We start from the raw sequence: 16,160 nt of genomic DNA, 5'->3' as shown, positions 1-16,160 counted from the left end.
CTCACTCCAGCTCAAGCAAAGCCGTCGCCATTATGCCACAGCGCTGGCGCAAGGACCGCGCGGCCACACTCGGCTGACGGCGGACTTGACCGCGAAAGACCTCCTCCCCATTGGCGATCACAACGATTTCCTCCTCGAGGTCGAGCAACTCGTCACTGAGCCAGAACCGCAAGCCGCTGACATCCTCGCCCTCCACGGTGATGGTCTGCCCGTTCACTTCCGCGATCAACTTGCGTCCCTTGCGCGCCCCCTCGGCATCCACCCCCAGCCAGTAGAGCCGCTCGTGGGTGACGTCGTCCTGAAGCCAAACGACCTTGCGGGGCCATTCCACACGGGACTCAGTGGCCATCCGGGAAATCACTTCCGCATCCTTGCCCTCCATCCAATGCCCCAGTCCGGGGTAAATGGTGACCCGATGGGGATAGCCCTCACCTTGTTCTTCCTCCCGCGCGGTCCCGAGGAGCTCTTTCCATTGGGCGGCAATCTTGTTCCGGTCATAAGCGCCGTCCCTTTCGCCCATGAAAATCTCGAAGGGCAGATTCCGCAGACCATCGGGCCGGGCCTCATTGGGATGACCCGCCATCATGGCAGCGGCGGCAAAGCGATCCGCCATCCGGGGAGCCAACTGGTAAACCCCGTCTCCCCCCGCCGAGTAGCCCAGCAAATAGACCCGATTGGGGTCCACTCCCCGGCACACCACGTAGTTGGAGATGAGCCGGTCCAGCAACTCGTCAATGTGAGCCTCATGCCACAAATTCCAGGTATCGGTGGGGGCCCGGGGAGCCACGTAGTAGCCCTCCTCCGGCTGATAGAGCTGGATTTGATTCTGCCACTGGCGGTCGTTCACTCTCGCCGGAGCATTCCCTCCCCCGTGCAGCGAAATCCAGAGCGAATGCCCGGCGGCGGGCGCTTCGCCAAACCGCTTCTCAAGAAACTTCATCTCCTTTCCGGCCGCCCGCACCACTTTCGCCGTCAGCTCTTGCTCACGGTCGGCCCGGCCCTCGGCCCGCCACCCTTCCACGAGGGGTGAGAAATCCCAGCGCGGGCGCTCTTTCTTTTCCTCCAGGACAAGATCGAGAGTCCCCTCCGGAAGCTCCTGCAAAGTCAACTCCCGCCGTCCCTCTCTCGCCAAGACTTGCAAGGACCAAGGCCCCTCGCCAGTCAGAGGAAGAGAAGCCACATCATTGAGGTCCGCTCGGCCCGCTTTGGTGAAAACAGAGTTCACGATTTGCCCTGCAGCATCCAATTGCGAGACCTCGGCCACCACCCGCTCCTTTCCTCCCGGAGAAAAAACCCGCACCGCCACATCCTGGCGAGCCTCGGCCACGTCGCGGGCATAGCGGGAGGTGACGTTCTTCGCAAACACGGTCTCGTTCTCCCGATCCCAGACCAGTGGAAAAATGCCGTCGGCCGTCTGCCAGGAGGAGGCCCAGATCGCATGCAGAGGATCGCCAGCCACCGCCTTGGCGGCCCGATCGGTGAACCAAGCACGATTGAGCCCCTGCTCATCGTATTCGTCCGCCCCCAGGAACTTCCACTCCCCATCCCAGATCTCGACCCAAGTATGGTTCCCGCTCTTGTCGGACCACATTGCCGTCCCCGCCACCCGTGCCGGAATCCCCACCGAGCGGCAGCCATAGGCGAGGATAATGCTCAAGCCCGTGCAGGTCGCCTTCCCGCTGGCCATCGATTCAGACGGGCTCTGGTTCGGCTTCTTCCGCCCGGTGTGATAGTGAACGTTCAGCTTGTTGAACAAATCGCGATTGAGCACTTGCGCCGCCTCGCTGGCAGTCGCACACCCCCGCACCAGCTCCCGGCAGATCTCATAAAACCGCGGCCGCCAATCCTCCCGCTTCTCGTCGAGTAAGGCGTAGGGAAGAACTTCATTGCGAAAGAGGTCTCGTGGCACCTTCGCCGACCACGGGAATTCCTCCCGCGCCCGGAAGGCCAGCTCCACATTGCGCTGCAGGAGTTCGGCAGAAACCGACTCCAAATCGGCCGGGGGCATGTAGCTGACCAAAAAGGCGAAATCCTCCGCCCCCGGCTCGCCATATTCCACCCGGATTTCTTCTGCCAGCGCGGCGAAGGGCTCGGCCGCCCCCAACCAGCAGAGGAGACCGGCACTGAAGACAAAAGAGAGAAGAAAACGTCGCATTCCCCATCTCTGCCACAGCGAAGAGGCCTTGACGAGGGGTTTTCAGCAAATGTGTCCCTCACTCTTTCTCCACCCGGCTCAGCAAACTTCCGTCCTTGAAAACCGTCTCAATGAGCTCTCCGGGGGCCGCCTCACCGGGATGATGGAGAATCTTTCCTTCCTGCGTGCGGGTGATGGAAAAACCGCGCTCGAATGCAGAATCCGGTCCAAGAGCACGAAGAACCGACTCCAAACGGGTAAGAAAATCCCGACGGCGCTGAATCTCCCCCGGCCCGAGCAAGTCCAGGCGACGTTGCAAGCGCTCCAGACGCTCGCGGCGACGAGCCATGACGAGTCGCGGGTGGTGCACCTGCCAGCGACGCCGCAGATGATGCAACAGATCCCGACGACGACGCAAGCTTCCCTCCGCCGCTCGCTCCAAGCCCGCCGCCGCCTCATCCAGGCGCCGGACGGGCTCGCGTAGTATTTTTTCAGGCGACACGGCCACGCCCGTGCGACGAAGGTGACGCAGGGTTTCCTGCCGCCGCTGCAGCTCCTCCCGCAAGCGCCGCCGCAAGCGCCCCTGCAAGGCCTCCAACTGGGTAGCCAGCTCCTTCTGATCCGGCACCACCAGCTCAGCTGCCGCACTGGGAGTGGGAGCCCGCAGATCAGCCACAAAGTCCGCGATAGTGAAGTCGATCTCGTGGCCCACCGCACTGACCACCGGGAGGGGGCAAGCCGCAATCGCCCGCGCCACCACCTCTTCATTGAAATTCCACAAATCCTCCAGCGAACCTCCCCCCCGGGCCACAATGATCACCTCGCACTCCGGCCACCCCTCCGCCTGCCAGTTGCCCAATCGCTCGATGGCCCGGGCAATTCCCTGTTCCGCCCCCTTCCCCTGCACCTGCACATCGGCAAGGTAAACCGTCACCCAAGGAGCCCGCCGCGAGAGGACATTGAGCATGTCCTGCAGGGCCGCCCCCGAGCCGGAAGTCACCAACGCCAGACGGGTGGGATGCTTGGGCAAAGGCTTTTTCCTCCCGGCGGCAAAGAGTCCTTCCGCGTCGAGTTTGCGCTTCAATGCCTCAAAGCGCGCTTGCAGCCCGCCTTCCCCCACGGCCTCCGCCTCTTTCACCACCAATTGTGCGGTGCCACGGGCTTCGTAAATGGTCACTTCACCAAAGACGCGCACCTTGGCCCCGTCTTCCAAAACCTCATTCCCATTGCGACGGCGGGCCCCGAACATGGCGCAGGCAATCTGCCCCTGATCGTCCTTGAGCGTGAAATACCAGTGCCCACTCTTTTGCTTCCGGAGATTGGAGACCTCACCCTCCACCCAGACCTCACCAATCTCGATCTCCAACAAATTACGCATGCGGCGCAAGAGACGGGAGACGGGCAAGGCCTCACGCTTCTCTTCGCGATCGGAGGGAAAGTCGGTGAAAAGGTTCACGCCCCAACGCTGGCATGGCCACCCGCGAGGCAAAACTGTTTTTTCGTCCTGCGGTGACAATTTCGTCACTGGTCAATTTCCGCCGCTTCCCCCTAAGCTCCCCGAGCCCGTCGGGCTGACCACATCCATGAACCTTCCCGAAAAACACCGCCGCCACATCCTCATCCTCTGCACCGGCAACTCCTGCCGCAGCCATATGGCCGAAGGCTTTCTCCGGCGCGAACTGGGTGATCTGGCCAAAGTCTCCAGCGCGGGCTCCCACCCCTCCGGCTACGTCCACCCCCTGGCCATCCAAGTGATGAAAGAAGCCGGGGTCGACATCTCCCAACACCAATCCAAAAAATGGGATGAATTCCTCGAGAATGGCGTCGACACCGTGATCACGGTCTGCGGAGATGCCGCCGAGGCCTGCCCCCTCTTTCCCGGTCAAGTCCATCGCCACCACTGGGGCTTCCTCGATCCCGCCCACGCTAAAGGCACCGAGGAGGAAGTGCTCGCCGTCTTCCGCAACGTGCGCGACCAAGTGGAACTGGTCTTCTCCGCCTACGCCGAGGGCCTCAAGGAATCGCTCTAATCCCCACTGCGGGGGAAGATTTTTCACCCTCTCATTGACAAATCATCCTTTCCCCCGTAACACCGCCGCCCCTTCGGCTATTTGGTGCCGCTTTATCAACAATGGATGACTCCCCGAAGGGCAAAGGCGGCCGGACATCCACAAGCGCCCGCTGTGCTTTAACACGGGACCCGAAATTATGGTAAATGACCTATTGAAAGAGATGGTAGAGGCTGGCGTTCACTACGGACACCAGACCCGTAAGTGGAACCCCAAGATGAAGCCCTACCTCATGAAGGACAAAGGCGGCATCTTCATCATCAACCTCGAGGAAACCGTCCGTCAGCTCGACAAAGCTTCCGACTTCCTCGCCGAACTGGCAGGCAAGAATAAGAAAGTGCTCTTCGTCGGCTGCAAGCACCAGGCCCAGAAGGCGGTGCAAGAGGCCGCCGAAGCCACCGAGCAGTTCTACGTCAACCACCGCTGGCTCGGTGGCATGATGACCAACCTCACCACCATCCGCCAGTCCGTGGAACGCCTGCGCTACCTCGAGAACATCGAGAAGCAGCCGGAGTATAAGAACATGTCCAAGAAGGAATTGGCGGCTTTGAACCGGGAGAAGGAAAAACTCCAGCGCAACCTGCACGGGATCCGCAACATGGAGAAAAAGCCCGACGCCATCGTGGTGGTCGACACCGCCCGTGAGTCCATCGCGGTCGCCGAAGCCCGCCGCCTCAAGGTGCCCATCATCGGCATCGTGGACACCAATGCCGACCCCTCCGTGGTCGACTACCCCATCCCGGCCAACGACGACTCCATGCGCTCCATCCGCCTGATCCTGCAGAACCTCGTCGACTCCTACCTCGCGGCTGGCAAGCAGTAAACGACTCACCCGAAACCTAAGCAAACAACCGATTTAACGACATGGCAATCACCGCATCCCAAGTCAAAGAACTCCGCGAACGCACCAACGTAGCGATGATGGAGTGCAAGAAAGCCCTCACCGAAACCAATGGCGACATGGAAGCAGCCATCAAGATCCTGCGCGAGCGCAGCGGCTTGAAGGCTGCCAAAAAAGCGGACCGCGAAGCCAAGGAAGGCCTCGTCTCCGCCCAGCTTTCCGCCGACGGCAAGTCCGGCGTGCTGGTGGAGATCAACTGCGAAACCGACTTCGTGGCCAAGAACGACAACTTCGGCGCTTTCGTCACCGAGATTGCCGAAACCGTGGCCGCCACCGACGCCCAGGATCTGGAGTCCGCACTCAATGTGCCCATGGGTGAAGACACCGTGGGTGGAGCCGTGAAGGCCAAGGTCATCGAACTCGGCGAGAACCTCCAGTTCTCCCGCTTCGAGCGTTTCGACGTGGCTGGCGCTGGTGCCATCGCCTCCTACATCCACATGGGTGGCAAGGTCGGCGTCCTTCTCGAAGTGAGCTGTGAGAAAGAGGAAACTCCTTCCCAGGAAGCCTTCAAGGACCTCGTCAAGGACATCACCCTGCACATCGCCGCCGCCGCTCCCGCCGGTCTCAACCGCAGCGACATCCCTGCTGAACTCGTGGAAGCCGAGAAGGAAGTCTTCCGCAAGCAGATGGAAAACAGCGGCAAGCCCGCCGAAATCCTCGAAAAGATCATCGAAGGCAAGCTTGGCAAGTTCTACAGCGAGCAGTGCCTCGTGGACCAAGGCTTCGTGAAGGATCCCGACATCAGTATTTCCGCTCTCCTCGAGCAGAAGGGCAAGGAACTCGGCGACACCCTCACCATCAACCGCTTCACCCGCTTCGCGGTCGGTAGCTGAAGACTCCTTAATTTAAGGTTTTCCCCTAAAGGCATCCTATGCGGGATGCCTTTTTTCGTGCCCCTCCCTCGCCTCATCGTCCTGCTCCCACTCCACCGCAACGCAAGTGAAATTGACAAGATCCCGCAGCAAGCTCATAGTCCCCTCATAATCACAGAAATCCGTCAAATCGGAGATCACAAGGGCGTCATTCTTGATGAAGCCACCTTGGCCGCCCTCGGTTTGGAGGTGGGCGATCAGATTGTTTAGCTGCGCCCACCTTAACCAATCAGGGCACTATTTCAGCCAGCGAGGCAGCCTCTTCCGCCGAAAACTTCATCGCCGCCAATAACGAACTCTTCCGCCGCCTCTCGACTCGACCGCGAGGAGCCCACACGGCGATTGCGTGAGTTGATCAGTGACTAATTGCGCAAGTCGGCGTTGAAAAACTCCTCGCGCCCCTCTAAGCACGGCCCGTGCTTTCCATCAAAAACCTTCGCGTCGAGTTCGGCCCCCGCGTGGTCTTCGCTGACCTCTCCTTTTCCATTAATGACGGCGAGCGCATCGCCTTTGCGGGACACAACGGCGCGGGCAAGTCCACCCTGATGAAGTGCATTGCGGGGGTTCTCCCTCCCAACGGGGGCGAAATCACCAAGCCCAAGCACCACCGCATCGGCTACCTCCCGCAGGAAGGCATTCACGTCAAAGGCAAGACCGTCTACGAAGAGACCGAGTCCGCCTTTGGCGAAGCGCAGGAATTGCAGCGCGAACTCAATGAGCTGGAGGGCGAACTGGACAAACACGACCCCCGCTCGGACCCCTACTCGAAGATTCTCGAGCGCATGGGCGAGCTCGACCTCGCCCTCGAACACTTCGATCCCTCCCGCATCCGGCCGAAGATCCAGTCCGTTCTCGCCGGGCTCGGCTTCCAGCCCGAAGACCTCGATCGCGATTGCGGGGAATTCTCCGGCGGCTGGCAGATGCGCATTGCGATGGCCAAGCTCTTCCTCGCCGAGCCCGAAATCCTCCTTCTCGACGAGCCCACCAACCACCTCGACATCACCGCACAGAACTTCATGGAGGGCTACTTGCACAACTATCGCGGCGCCATCGCCCTCATTTCCCACGACCGCTCCCTGATGGATGCCCTCGTTACCCGCACCATCGCCTTCCACCACGGCCGGGCCGAGGAGTTCAAGGGCAACTACTCCGATTACGAGGTCCAGCTAGCCGAACGGCAAGAAATCCGCCTCAAGCAGAAGAAAGCGCAGGATCGCGAGATTGAGCAAATGGAGCGCTTCATCAATCGCTTCCGGGCCTCAGCCAACAAGGCCTCCCTCGTGCAATCCCGCATCAAGCAGCTGGAAAAAATCGAACGCATCGAGATCGACGCCGAGGAATCGCAGGTTTCCTTCCGCTTCCCCGATCCCCCGCCCACCACCCAATCGGTGGCCAAGCTGGAGCGCGCGGGCAAAACTTACGGCGATCAAATCATTTTCAAAGACTTCGACTTCGAAATCGAGCGCAAGGAGAAGATCGCCATCGTAGGCCCCAATGGCGCGGGAAAATCCACTTTCTGCCGCCTCATCACCGGAGAAGAAGAACCCTCGAATGGTCAACACGAGCTGGGGGCGAAAACTTTGCCCAGCTTTTTCAACCAAAACCACGCCGACGAGCTCGATCCCAACCTGACCATCCTGGAAACGGTGGAAAAAGTCGCGGCCCGGGGCAACGCCCTCTCCGCCCGCGACATCCTCGGCTGTTTCCTATTCCGTGGCGACGACGTTTTCAAAAAAATCGGCGTCCTTTCCGGAGGAGAACGCTCCCGCGTGGCTCTCGTGCGCATGTTGGTGCGGCCCGCCAACTTTCTCATTCTCGATGAGCCCACCAACCACCTCGACATGCGCTCGCAGGACATTTTGCAGCAGGCGCTCATCGACTACGAAGGCACCCTCCTCATCGTCTCCCACAACCGGGCTTTCCTCGATCCCATCATTTCCAAGACTATTGAATTCCGCCCCAATCACGACCCGCGCCTCTTCCACGGCAACCTGAGCTACTATCTCGATAAAGTGGCAGCGGAAGAACAACAAGCCAGCGCACAACCCGCCCCTGCCAAGAAAACCGCTCTCCCTCCCAAGCCTGCAGCCAAAAAAGAGGAGCCCAAACCCGCCAAAACCCAGCCCGGCGTCAATCGCAAGGAACAGCGCAAGGCCGAGGCCGCCGCCCGCCAGGCGCTCAAACCGCTCAAAAACGATCTCGAAAAACTGGAGGGAGAAATCGCGGAAATCGAAGGAGCCCAAGCCACCCTTTCCGCCGAGTTGTCCAAACCGGAAGTGGCCGCCGATGGCGACAAATTCCAGGAAATCTCCCACGCCCTCGCCAACTTGACCGATAAGCTCGACAAAGCCTATTCTCGCTGGGACGGCCTCACCGCCGAGATTGAGTCTCTCGAAGCCAAACTGGCCTCCGAGTAAGCCGCCAGCAGGACCCTTTCACAGAGTTCCTTCTCTCTTTGATCGGTAGGGATGCCCCGCTGAGGCATCCGCCGAATCACCCCCTCGCAACCGCATCCAACAACGACGGTCTTCCTGCTGGACACCACGATTCCCTTTTTCGGGCACCGCCCCCCTCCTGCGGATGCCTCGGTAGGGATGCCTCGCTGAGGCATCCCTACCGAATTACATCCCTACCGAATTACATCCCTACCGAATTACATCCCTACCGAATCACATCCCTACCGTGACGGGCCTATTTCTTGCCGCCGCCCCAGGAATCGCGCAGGGCCACGGTGCGGTTGAAGACAAGCCTCTCACCGGGACGATGCTCTTCGCTGTCGGCCACGAAATAACCCACGCGCTCGAACTGGCAACGCTCGCCGGGAGCCATTTCCGCAGCCGCCGCTTCAACTTTGACCCCGCTAACGACTTGCAAAGAATCGGGATTGAGCACCGACTTGAATCCTCCCTCTGCGGCATCGGGATTTTCCGCCGTGAAGAGCCGGTCATAGAGCCGGACCTCGGCTTCGTGGGCATGGGCAACACTGACCCAATGGACCGCCGCCTTGCAAACCACGCCCTCGGGCGCATTCTGACCAATGGTGCCAGGGAGGTATTCACAGCGCACCTCTGTGACTTCGCCGTTCTCGTCCACTTCGTGGCCCACATATTGAATGATGTAGCCTCCGCGCAAACGGACCGCGCCGCCGGGCTTGAGACGGTGATACTTCTTCGGAGGGTCGAGCTCGAAGTCCTCGCGCTCGATCCACACTTCGCGACCCAAGGCCACCTCACGCTCCCCGGCCCCAGCGTCCTCGGGATTGTTCGGCACCTTGACCGTTTCGCTGGCCCCTTCCTCGTAATTGACGAGCACGACCTTGAGCGGATTCATCACCGCCATGCGGCGATTGACCTCCTTGTTGAGAATTTTCCGGGTTTCGAACTCCAACAAGGCCACATCGGTGACGCCCACTTGTTTGGTGATCCCCGTTTCTTCACAAACAGCGCGAATGGCTTCCGGAGGAATGCCCCGACGACGCGCGCCGCTGAGAGTGGGCATGCGGGGGTCGTCCCAACCCTCGACCACCCCTTCATTGACCAGCTCCAGCAACTTGCGCTTGCTCATCACGGTGTAGGTGAAGTTGAGGCGGGAAAACTCGATCTGACGGGGTTGAGCCGGCACGGGACAATTCTCCACCACCCAGTTGTAGAGCGGACGATGGTCTTCAAACTCCAGCGTGCAAAGAGAGTGCGTGATGTGCTCCTTGGCATCCTCCAGGGGGTGGGCAAAGTCATACATGGGGTAAATTTTCCACGTATCGCCGGTGTTGTGGTGGGGAGCTTTGAGCACGCGGTAGAGCACGGGGTCGCGCATGTTCATATTCGGCGCGGCCATGTCGATCTTCGCCCGCAGAACAGCCGCCCCATCGGCGTATTTGCCCGCCCGCATGTCCTCGAAGCGCGCGAGATTGTCCTCTACCGAACGGTCGCGGAAGGGAGAAGGCGTGCCAGGCTCGGTCACCGATCCCCGGTTTTTGCGCATTTCTTCCAAGCTCTGCTCATCGACATAGGCCTTGCCTTCCCGAATCAAGTGGACGGCACAGTCGTAGAAAAAGTCGAAGTAGTCGCTGGCGAAGTAGAGATGATCCCCCCAGTCGAAGCCCAGCCAAGCGACATCGCGCTTGATGGACTCCACGTATTCGGCTTCCTCCTTGGCGGGATTGGTGTCGTCGAAGCGCAGATGGCAGCGGGCCCCTTGATGTTCCTGGGCGAGACCGAAGTTCAGGCAAATGGCCCGGGCGTGCCCCAGGTGCAGGTAGCCATTGGGCTCGGGCGGAAAGCGCGTGATCGCGGTTTCGTGCTTCCCCGAGGCCAAATCGGCCGCGACAATGTCTCTGATAAAATCCCGTTTCTTGCTCATGAAAACTGCGCGCGGCAGTCATCGCCCCTGCAGCGGCTTTCTGCAACACCGGAGAGGGAAAAATCGCGGCACTCCTGATTTACAGTCGGCGCTCCCGATCACACCGCCAATCCTCCGCCTCTTGCTGGAAGTCGGCATCCTGAATCTGCTCCAAAGCCGGACGAGATTACGGCAGTGCTGCCACGAGGTCGGAAATGCGGGCGAGACCGATTCTCTTGGGTGTCAGGAGAAGGGCGAAAGGCTCCTCGCCATCAATCACCCGGGTGAAGCACCTCATCGAGCACTTCGAAGAGCTGAGTGCGATTGTAGGGTTTGGAAATAAAGCGAACTACCCCCCGCTCCTCTCCGCCCCTTCCCAACTCTTCCCCCCCGAGCCCGCTGGTGGCAATTACCTTGAGCTCCGGCCTTTCTCGTTTGAGCCAATTGATGAGCTCTCGCCCTCCCATGCGGGGCATCATCATATCGGTGATGAGAACATCAACCTTGGTCCGGGACTTGAGCTTTTCGATGGCATCAACTCCATCCACTGCTGCCACCACCTGGTATCCCCGGCTTTCCAAGGTCTTGTGCAGAAGATCGCGCACCATATCCTCGTCATCGACGATCATCACAGTTTCGCCTCGGCCGGCAGGGAGGGCAGGCTGGGCGCGCTCGGGAGCCGGGTGTTCGGCGAGCTTGACTCTCGGGAGAAAAACACGGAAGGAGCTTCCCCGGCCCAACTCCGACTCCACCTCAATCGCGCCCCCATGACCGCGCACGATGGCGAGGCTGGTGGACAGGCCCAGCCCGGTGCCTCGGCCCACTTCCTTGGTGGAGTAAAAGGGCTCGAAAATGCGCTCAATGAGCTCGCGGGACATACCGGTGCCGTTGTCGCTCACCGTGAGTTCCACGTATTTTCCCGCCGCCAAAGCCCCCAGCCGGTCGGCCTGGTCCTGAGCCAGCGAAACATTGCGAGCTCTGAGCGAGAGCTTGCCTCCCTTCGGCATGGCATCACGAGCATTGACGCAAAGATTCATGAGGACCTGATGCAGGTGGGTCGGGTCCCCATTGACTTCCCAGAGCCCCTCCTCCAGATGGGAAAAAACACTGATGTCTTTTGGAAAAGTCTCATCCACAAACTTGAGGATTTCTTTAAGCAGAGGAAGTAAAGACACTTGCTCGCGTTTCCCTTCCGCCCCCCGGGCAAAAAGGAGAACCTGCTTGACCAAATTGGCCCCTCGCTCGGCGCTGGATTTAATCATATCCAAAATCTCCGTGCGACGCTGCTCGTCCCCAGTGTAACGGAGGAGATCAATGGAGAGCGAAATCGGAGCAAGAACATTGTTCAGATCGTGTGCAATCCCTCCGGCCATCGTTCCCAGACTTTCCATACGCTGGGTGCGCAAGAGCTGGGCTTCCATTTTCTTGTGATTGGTAATGTCCCGCAACACCCCATTGATCTTGATGACCCGCCCCGCATCATCCGTGATCGAAATGGTGTGCTCATTGATCCAGACGACTTCGCCGCCATCGTGCACCACACGGTATTCTTCGTTGGTCTCTTCCCCCGCCAACCGCTTTTCAATGAGCCTCAGGTAAAGGCCCACATCCTGAGGATAAATGCGCTGAAGTAAGACCTCGTAGGTAACGTCGCACTCCGGGAGACCCAGCAGAGTCCAGTATACAGGATTGACATAGAGCAATTTACGAGTGACACAGCAATAACTGAAAACTCCTTCACCAATGTTGCCAGCCAGTTCAGTGAACTGATTCTTGCTCTCCCGCAAGCTTTCCTCCCGGCGGGAAGACTCGATGGCGAGAGCCAAATTGGCCGAAACAGCTTGCAACAGTTGCACCTCCTCCTCCCCGATGCCGTCCCGCTCGGGATAGTAAAGTCCCAGCACCCCCATCACCTCGTCGCTACGAGCCACCAAGGGCACGGCCGCACATGAAACATAGCCCTGCCGCATGGCAATTTCCCGCCAAGGCCGAAAAATAGGTTCAGACCAGACATCGCGGCAAACATAGATTTGCTTGGAACGGTAGCTCATCCCGATGGGCCCCTTGCCCAGGGCGACATCATCAATGGAAAGCTGGAGCCGTTCGGCAAAACCCTCATTGCTCCCGGCCCAGACCTGAGGCTGTAGAAAGCGATCGCCAGGCTTGAGTTCCGTCCCCCAAGCCATCCGGAAGCCAGCCTTTTCAACCAATAGCTCGCAAACGACTTGAAAAGCCTCGCGCAGTCCCCGGGCCCGACAGATGGCACGGCCCACCTCGCAAGCAGCTTCAAAAAGCGCGGGAGGAACTTCCCCAGCCGCATTCATCCGCTGCCGGGTGCGAATCGGGCCATAACTGCCTCGCAAGGCCAACGGCCTCCCTTCACTATCGCAATCCAGAGTCTCTCCCTTGATCGAAAACCAGACCCACTCGCCACTGCTGTGCCGGAGACGAAGAAACAGTTCGAAACCTGCCTCGCTACTTTCAAGCCGGGTCCTGACCCCTGTCAGCACACGCTGTTGGTCTTCCGGGTGAACAATCTGCTGGAAAAGCAACCCTCCCTCACCGACAGGCCCCTCACCCTCCTCATAGCCTGCCATTTCCCGCCAGAAGGAAGACAAAAACAGCTCATCATACTGAAGCGAATACGTCCAAGAACCAAATTGGTTCGATGCAGCCAATCTACCCAATCCACGGGTTTGTGGTGCTTTGGTGCTATTCAGACTCTCTTTCATCAAGGAACACAACTCTCTCCCGACATTCCCTCAACAACTCAGTGCCAGAGCATTGAAGGGTTCACCAGGAATTACGGTCACGTAGACTAACACGTTGGCGGATATTTTCTATTAAATTGCGAAATTTTTATAAACCGAAAGCCATCTCAAAGTTCACCTACCCAACTATCGCCTACGGCAACACTGAAGCAACCACCTTGGAAAGCTGCTCCCGACCAAAAGGCTTATCAATGAAGCCATCCACTTGCAATTCTTCGCCATCCCATTTGAACTCCTCCCGACTCAATCCACTGGTTCCGACCACCTTGATTTGTGGCATTTCGCGCCGGATCCAAGCAACCAGTTCCGGTCCGTTCATACCCGGCATCATCATATCGGTCACTAGCAAGTCCACTTGGGAACCAGTTCTGAGCCGTTCGATGGCCTCTTGGGCACCACTCCGCGCAGAGACCCGATAGCCGAGACTTTCCAAAGTGCGGCAAAGAATATCCCGCACCATTTCCTCATCATCCACGACAAGAATACTGCGCCCCTCCCCTTTCGTTTTGGCCCGGAGAAGTCCCGGCCGGGTCACTGGACAAACCCCTTCGGTCTGAGGAAGAAGAACACGAAAGGTGCTCCCTTGGCCCGGAGTCGAGTCAACTTGCAGAAGTCCCCCATGACTTCGGACAATCGCGAGGCAAGTGGACAAGCCCAGTCCCGTGCCCTGCCCCAGCTCCTTGGTGGTGAAGAAGGGCTCGAAAATCCGGTCCCGCACCTCCGCTGTCATCCCTTCCCCCTCATCAGTCACCTCCAATTCAACATATTCGCCCGCCGCGCCCAGGCCGAGTTCATTTGCTTCCGCTGGAGAGAAAGCCCGATTGCGGGCCCGGAAAAGCAGGCGCCCGCCCCGGGGCATGGAATCCCGGGCATTGACACAGAGATTGATGAAGACCTGCTGCAAATGGGTGGAATCTCCATTTACCGGCCCCAAATCGGGGGCAAACTCCCTGACGATCCTGATGCTTTTTGGAAAAGTCTCCGCGCCAATCCTAGTCACCTCTTCCAGCAGAGGCATCAGACAAAGCGTCTCCCGCGGACCTTGCGCGCCCCGAGCAAAGAGGAGAACCTGCTTCACCAAATTTGATCCCCGAGACGCACTGGATTTAATCATGGCGATGATCTGCCGCCTTCTTTCGTCATCTTTTTCCTCATTGAGCAAGTCGATGGAGAGAGAGATGGGGGCCAGCACATTATTGAGATCATGGGCGATGCCACCCGCCAGCGTGCCCAAACTCTCCAAGCGCTGGGTCCGGTAGAGCTGGGCCTCCATCTCCTTGTGTCGAGTAATGTCACGCAAGACCCCAATCACCCGCACCACCTCCCCGTCGTCTCCTTTGATAGAGGCGGTGTGCTCATGAATCCAAACTACTTCCCCACTGGGCCGGATGATGCGAAACTCCAGATCGGTTTCCCGACCCGACATGGCCTTCTCCACGACCTCAAGAAAACCGCCCGAATCCTCCGGATGAACGAGATTGTGAAAGTCCTTGAGAGTCACCTCCTGCTCGTCCAAGCCAAGGACTTCCCAATATTCCGGACTTGAGTAAATGAGGCGGTCGGTGAGCCGACAATAGGCAAAAAATCCCTCTCCGATGTTATTGACCAATTCCCCGAATTGATCGCGGCTTTCTTGTAAAGACCGCTCCCGATGAACGCTTTCCATCGCCAGCATCAGGTGATTGGCCACCGCCCGAAGCAAACTCAGTTCATCTTCTCCAAAGCCATCGATTTGACCGGAGTAAACCAGAAACAAGCCCAAGCATTGATTCCGGCTGTCGAGCAGGGGCACTCCCACCAACGAGAGGTAGCCACGCTCCAGCGCGGCCTCCCTCCAAGGAGTGAAATCCGGCTCGGCGGAGACATCCCGGCAAAGGGAAATATCCTTGCTGCGAAAAGCCTTGCCCGCCGGGCCTTTCCCCAGCTCGACGAATCCGATGGAAATCTTCAGATTTTCGGCATAGCCATCACTGTATCCCGCCCACGCATCCGGGCAAATATAGGCCGATTTCCAGTCGATTTCGCTAATCCAGGCCATCCGCATGCCCGCCGTTTCCACCACCAGTCGACAGGCCAATTGGAAGGCCTCCTGCAAGTCCTCCGCCTCCCGAATCGCTTTGCCTATCCCGCAGGCAGCACGGTAGAGTTGCCGCAGGGACTCTTCGCTCCGAGGAGACCGTCGCCGGGTCTCAACCAAGCAAAGACAACCTTCAAACCGGCTCACCCTCCCGGACGGCTCCCTCTCTGTAGTCCGCCCCATCACCCGCACCCATACCCACCGGTGTTGTCGACTCTTCACCCTCAGAATCACCTCGAATTTCTGTCCCCCCTTCCGCCTTTTTCTCAAGACCCGTAAAACCCGCTTGCGGTCCGAAGGATGCACCAAGGCCTGGAACCAACCTCCTTCTTCCTCTGCCGCTGCCACCTCTCCCTGCAACTCTCCGCAGCGAAGAACCCTCTCCTTGACCGAATACTCCCACTGGCAGAAACGGATGTCTTCCAACAGATCCGGCCAATCCCTCACCCGTCCCCCCTCGACTAATCTAACATCTTTCATTGAAACCTCCGCTGGCTTGTTCCCTCAACTAAGAAAGCCAACATCGTGAGCACAGGCAACAACAAAAACCATATAGATAATTGACTAGCAAATAACTACCGTCGACCCCCAACCGGGGATTGCCCTCTCTCGCCCAAGAGCCCACACTACCCGGGAAACATGATCGCGCGACAGACCATTTTTGAAGGACGGGTGCAGGGTGTCGGCTTCCGCTACTCTTGCAAGGAACTGGCCAAAGGCTACGACCTCACCGGCAGCGTGGAAAACCTGCCCGATGGCACAGTGAGGCTGATTCTTCAGGGAGAAGCCCATGAAATTGACGAATATCTCCAAGACCTCAGCGAAGAATCCGCGCTTGCCCACCACATCAAAGGCTCCCTCACCACCCCTGTGGAAGTCGATGAGAACCGGATCGGGTTTCTCATTCTAAAATAAACCCTTTAACCCCGCTCTCCGGCCCCCGTTCGCCCCCCTTGTGAAAAATTTCACAAAGTCCGCTTGCTCCCCCTAGGCTGGTT

At 58.9% G+C, this 16,160-nt stretch carries 11 protein-coding genes and 1 pseudogene; 6 read left to right on the top strand and 6 right to left on the bottom strand.

What is annotated here, in order from left to right; genetic code table 11:
* Position 1 precedes the first annotated feature (1 nt).
* On the bottom strand, positions 2 to 2,155 hold the full coding sequence (locus JIN78_RS04745; protein ID WP_200390797.1) for a transglutaminase domain-containing protein: 2,154 nt from the start codon (positions 2,153 to 2,155) through the stop codon (positions 2 to 4).
* A 58-nt stretch (positions 2,156 to 2,213) separates the two neighbouring features.
* Positions 2,214 to 3,590, bottom strand: coding sequence for an exodeoxyribonuclease VII large subunit (gene xseA / locus JIN78_RS04740; RefSeq protein WP_200390796.1), 1,377 nt, complete (start codon positions 3,588 to 3,590; stop codon positions 2,214 to 2,216).
* A gap of 127 nt (positions 3,591 to 3,717) precedes the next feature.
* Here xseA and JIN78_RS04735 point away from each other — a divergent pair, with 127 nt between their 5' ends.
* The 5 genes from JIN78_RS04735 (at position 3,718) to JIN78_RS04715 (ending at position 8,393) form a co-directional block, all read left to right on the top strand.
* Positions 3,718 to 4,164: an arsenate reductase ArsC gene (locus JIN78_RS04735; RefSeq protein ID WP_200390795.1), complete on the top strand. Its 447-nt coding sequence runs from the start codon at positions 3,718 to 3,720 to the stop codon at positions 4,162 to 4,164.
* Positions 4,165 to 4,342: 178 nt separating this feature from the next.
* Complete coding sequence (gene rpsB, locus JIN78_RS04730) at positions 4,343 to 5,026, top strand: 30S ribosomal protein S2 (RefSeq protein WP_200390794.1); 684 nt, start codon at positions 4,343 to 4,345, stop codon at positions 5,024 to 5,026.
* A gap of 41 nt (positions 5,027 to 5,067) precedes the next feature.
* Positions 5,068 to 5,937 (top strand): translation elongation factor Ts, encoded by an 870-nt coding sequence (gene tsf / locus JIN78_RS04725; protein WP_200390793.1) that lies wholly within the window; start codon positions 5,068 to 5,070, stop codon positions 5,935 to 5,937.
* 45 nt (positions 5,938 to 5,982) lie between these two features.
* The gene (locus tag JIN78_RS04720; protein ID WP_200390792.1) at positions 5,983 to 6,186 is read left to right on the top strand and encodes a hypothetical protein; all 204 of its coding nucleotides are present in this window, start codon (positions 5,983 to 5,985) and stop codon (positions 6,184 to 6,186) included.
* Between the two features lie 206 nt (positions 6,187 to 6,392).
* Positions 6,393 to 8,393, top strand: a complete 2,001-nt coding sequence (locus JIN78_RS04715) for an ATP-binding cassette domain-containing protein (RefSeq protein WP_200390791.1) — start codon at positions 6,393 to 6,395, stop codon at positions 8,391 to 8,393.
* 274 nt (positions 8,394 to 8,667) lie between these two features.
* Here JIN78_RS04715 and JIN78_RS04710 read toward each other — a convergent pair whose 3' ends face one another.
* The 4 genes and pseudogenes from JIN78_RS04710 to JIN78_RS17940 all read right to left on the bottom strand — a co-directional run.
* On the bottom strand, positions 8,668 to 10,335 hold the full coding sequence (locus tag JIN78_RS04710; RefSeq protein ID WP_200390790.1) for a glutamine--tRNA ligase/YqeY domain fusion protein: 1,668 nt from the start codon (positions 10,333 to 10,335) through the stop codon (positions 8,668 to 8,670).
* 251 nt (positions 10,336 to 10,586) lie between these two features.
* Positions 10,587 to 12,992, bottom strand: a complete 2,406-nt coding sequence (locus tag JIN78_RS04705) for an ATP-binding protein (protein ID WP_200390789.1) — start codon at positions 12,990 to 12,992, stop codon at positions 10,587 to 10,589.
* 226 nt (positions 12,993 to 13,218) lie between these two features.
* Positions 13,219 to 15,282: a hybrid sensor histidine kinase/response regulator gene (locus tag JIN78_RS04700; protein WP_234037804.1), complete on the bottom strand. Its 2,064-nt coding sequence runs from the start codon at positions 15,280 to 15,282 to the stop codon at positions 13,219 to 13,221.
* A gap of 21 nt (positions 15,283 to 15,303) precedes the next feature.
* A pseudogene (locus JIN78_RS17940) lies at positions 15,304 to 15,642 on the bottom strand (PAS domain-containing protein); the annotation flags it as partial.
* 159 nt (positions 15,643 to 15,801) lie between these two features.
* Between JIN78_RS17940 and JIN78_RS04695 the strand changes: the two are divergent.
* Positions 15,802 to 16,077: an acylphosphatase gene (locus JIN78_RS04695; RefSeq protein ID WP_200390787.1), complete on the top strand. Its 276-nt coding sequence runs from the start codon at positions 15,802 to 15,804 to the stop codon at positions 16,075 to 16,077.
* Positions 16,078 to 16,160 lie beyond the last annotated feature (83 nt).

Source organism: Roseibacillus ishigakijimensis, assembly GCF_016595415.1.
GTDB classification, from domain to species: Bacteria; Verrucomicrobiota; Verrucomicrobiia; order Verrucomicrobiales; family Akkermansiaceae; genus Roseibacillus; species Roseibacillus ishigakijimensis.
Note: the sequence above shows the minus strand (reverse complement) of the source record. Positions and strands in the feature narration are given on the sequence as shown.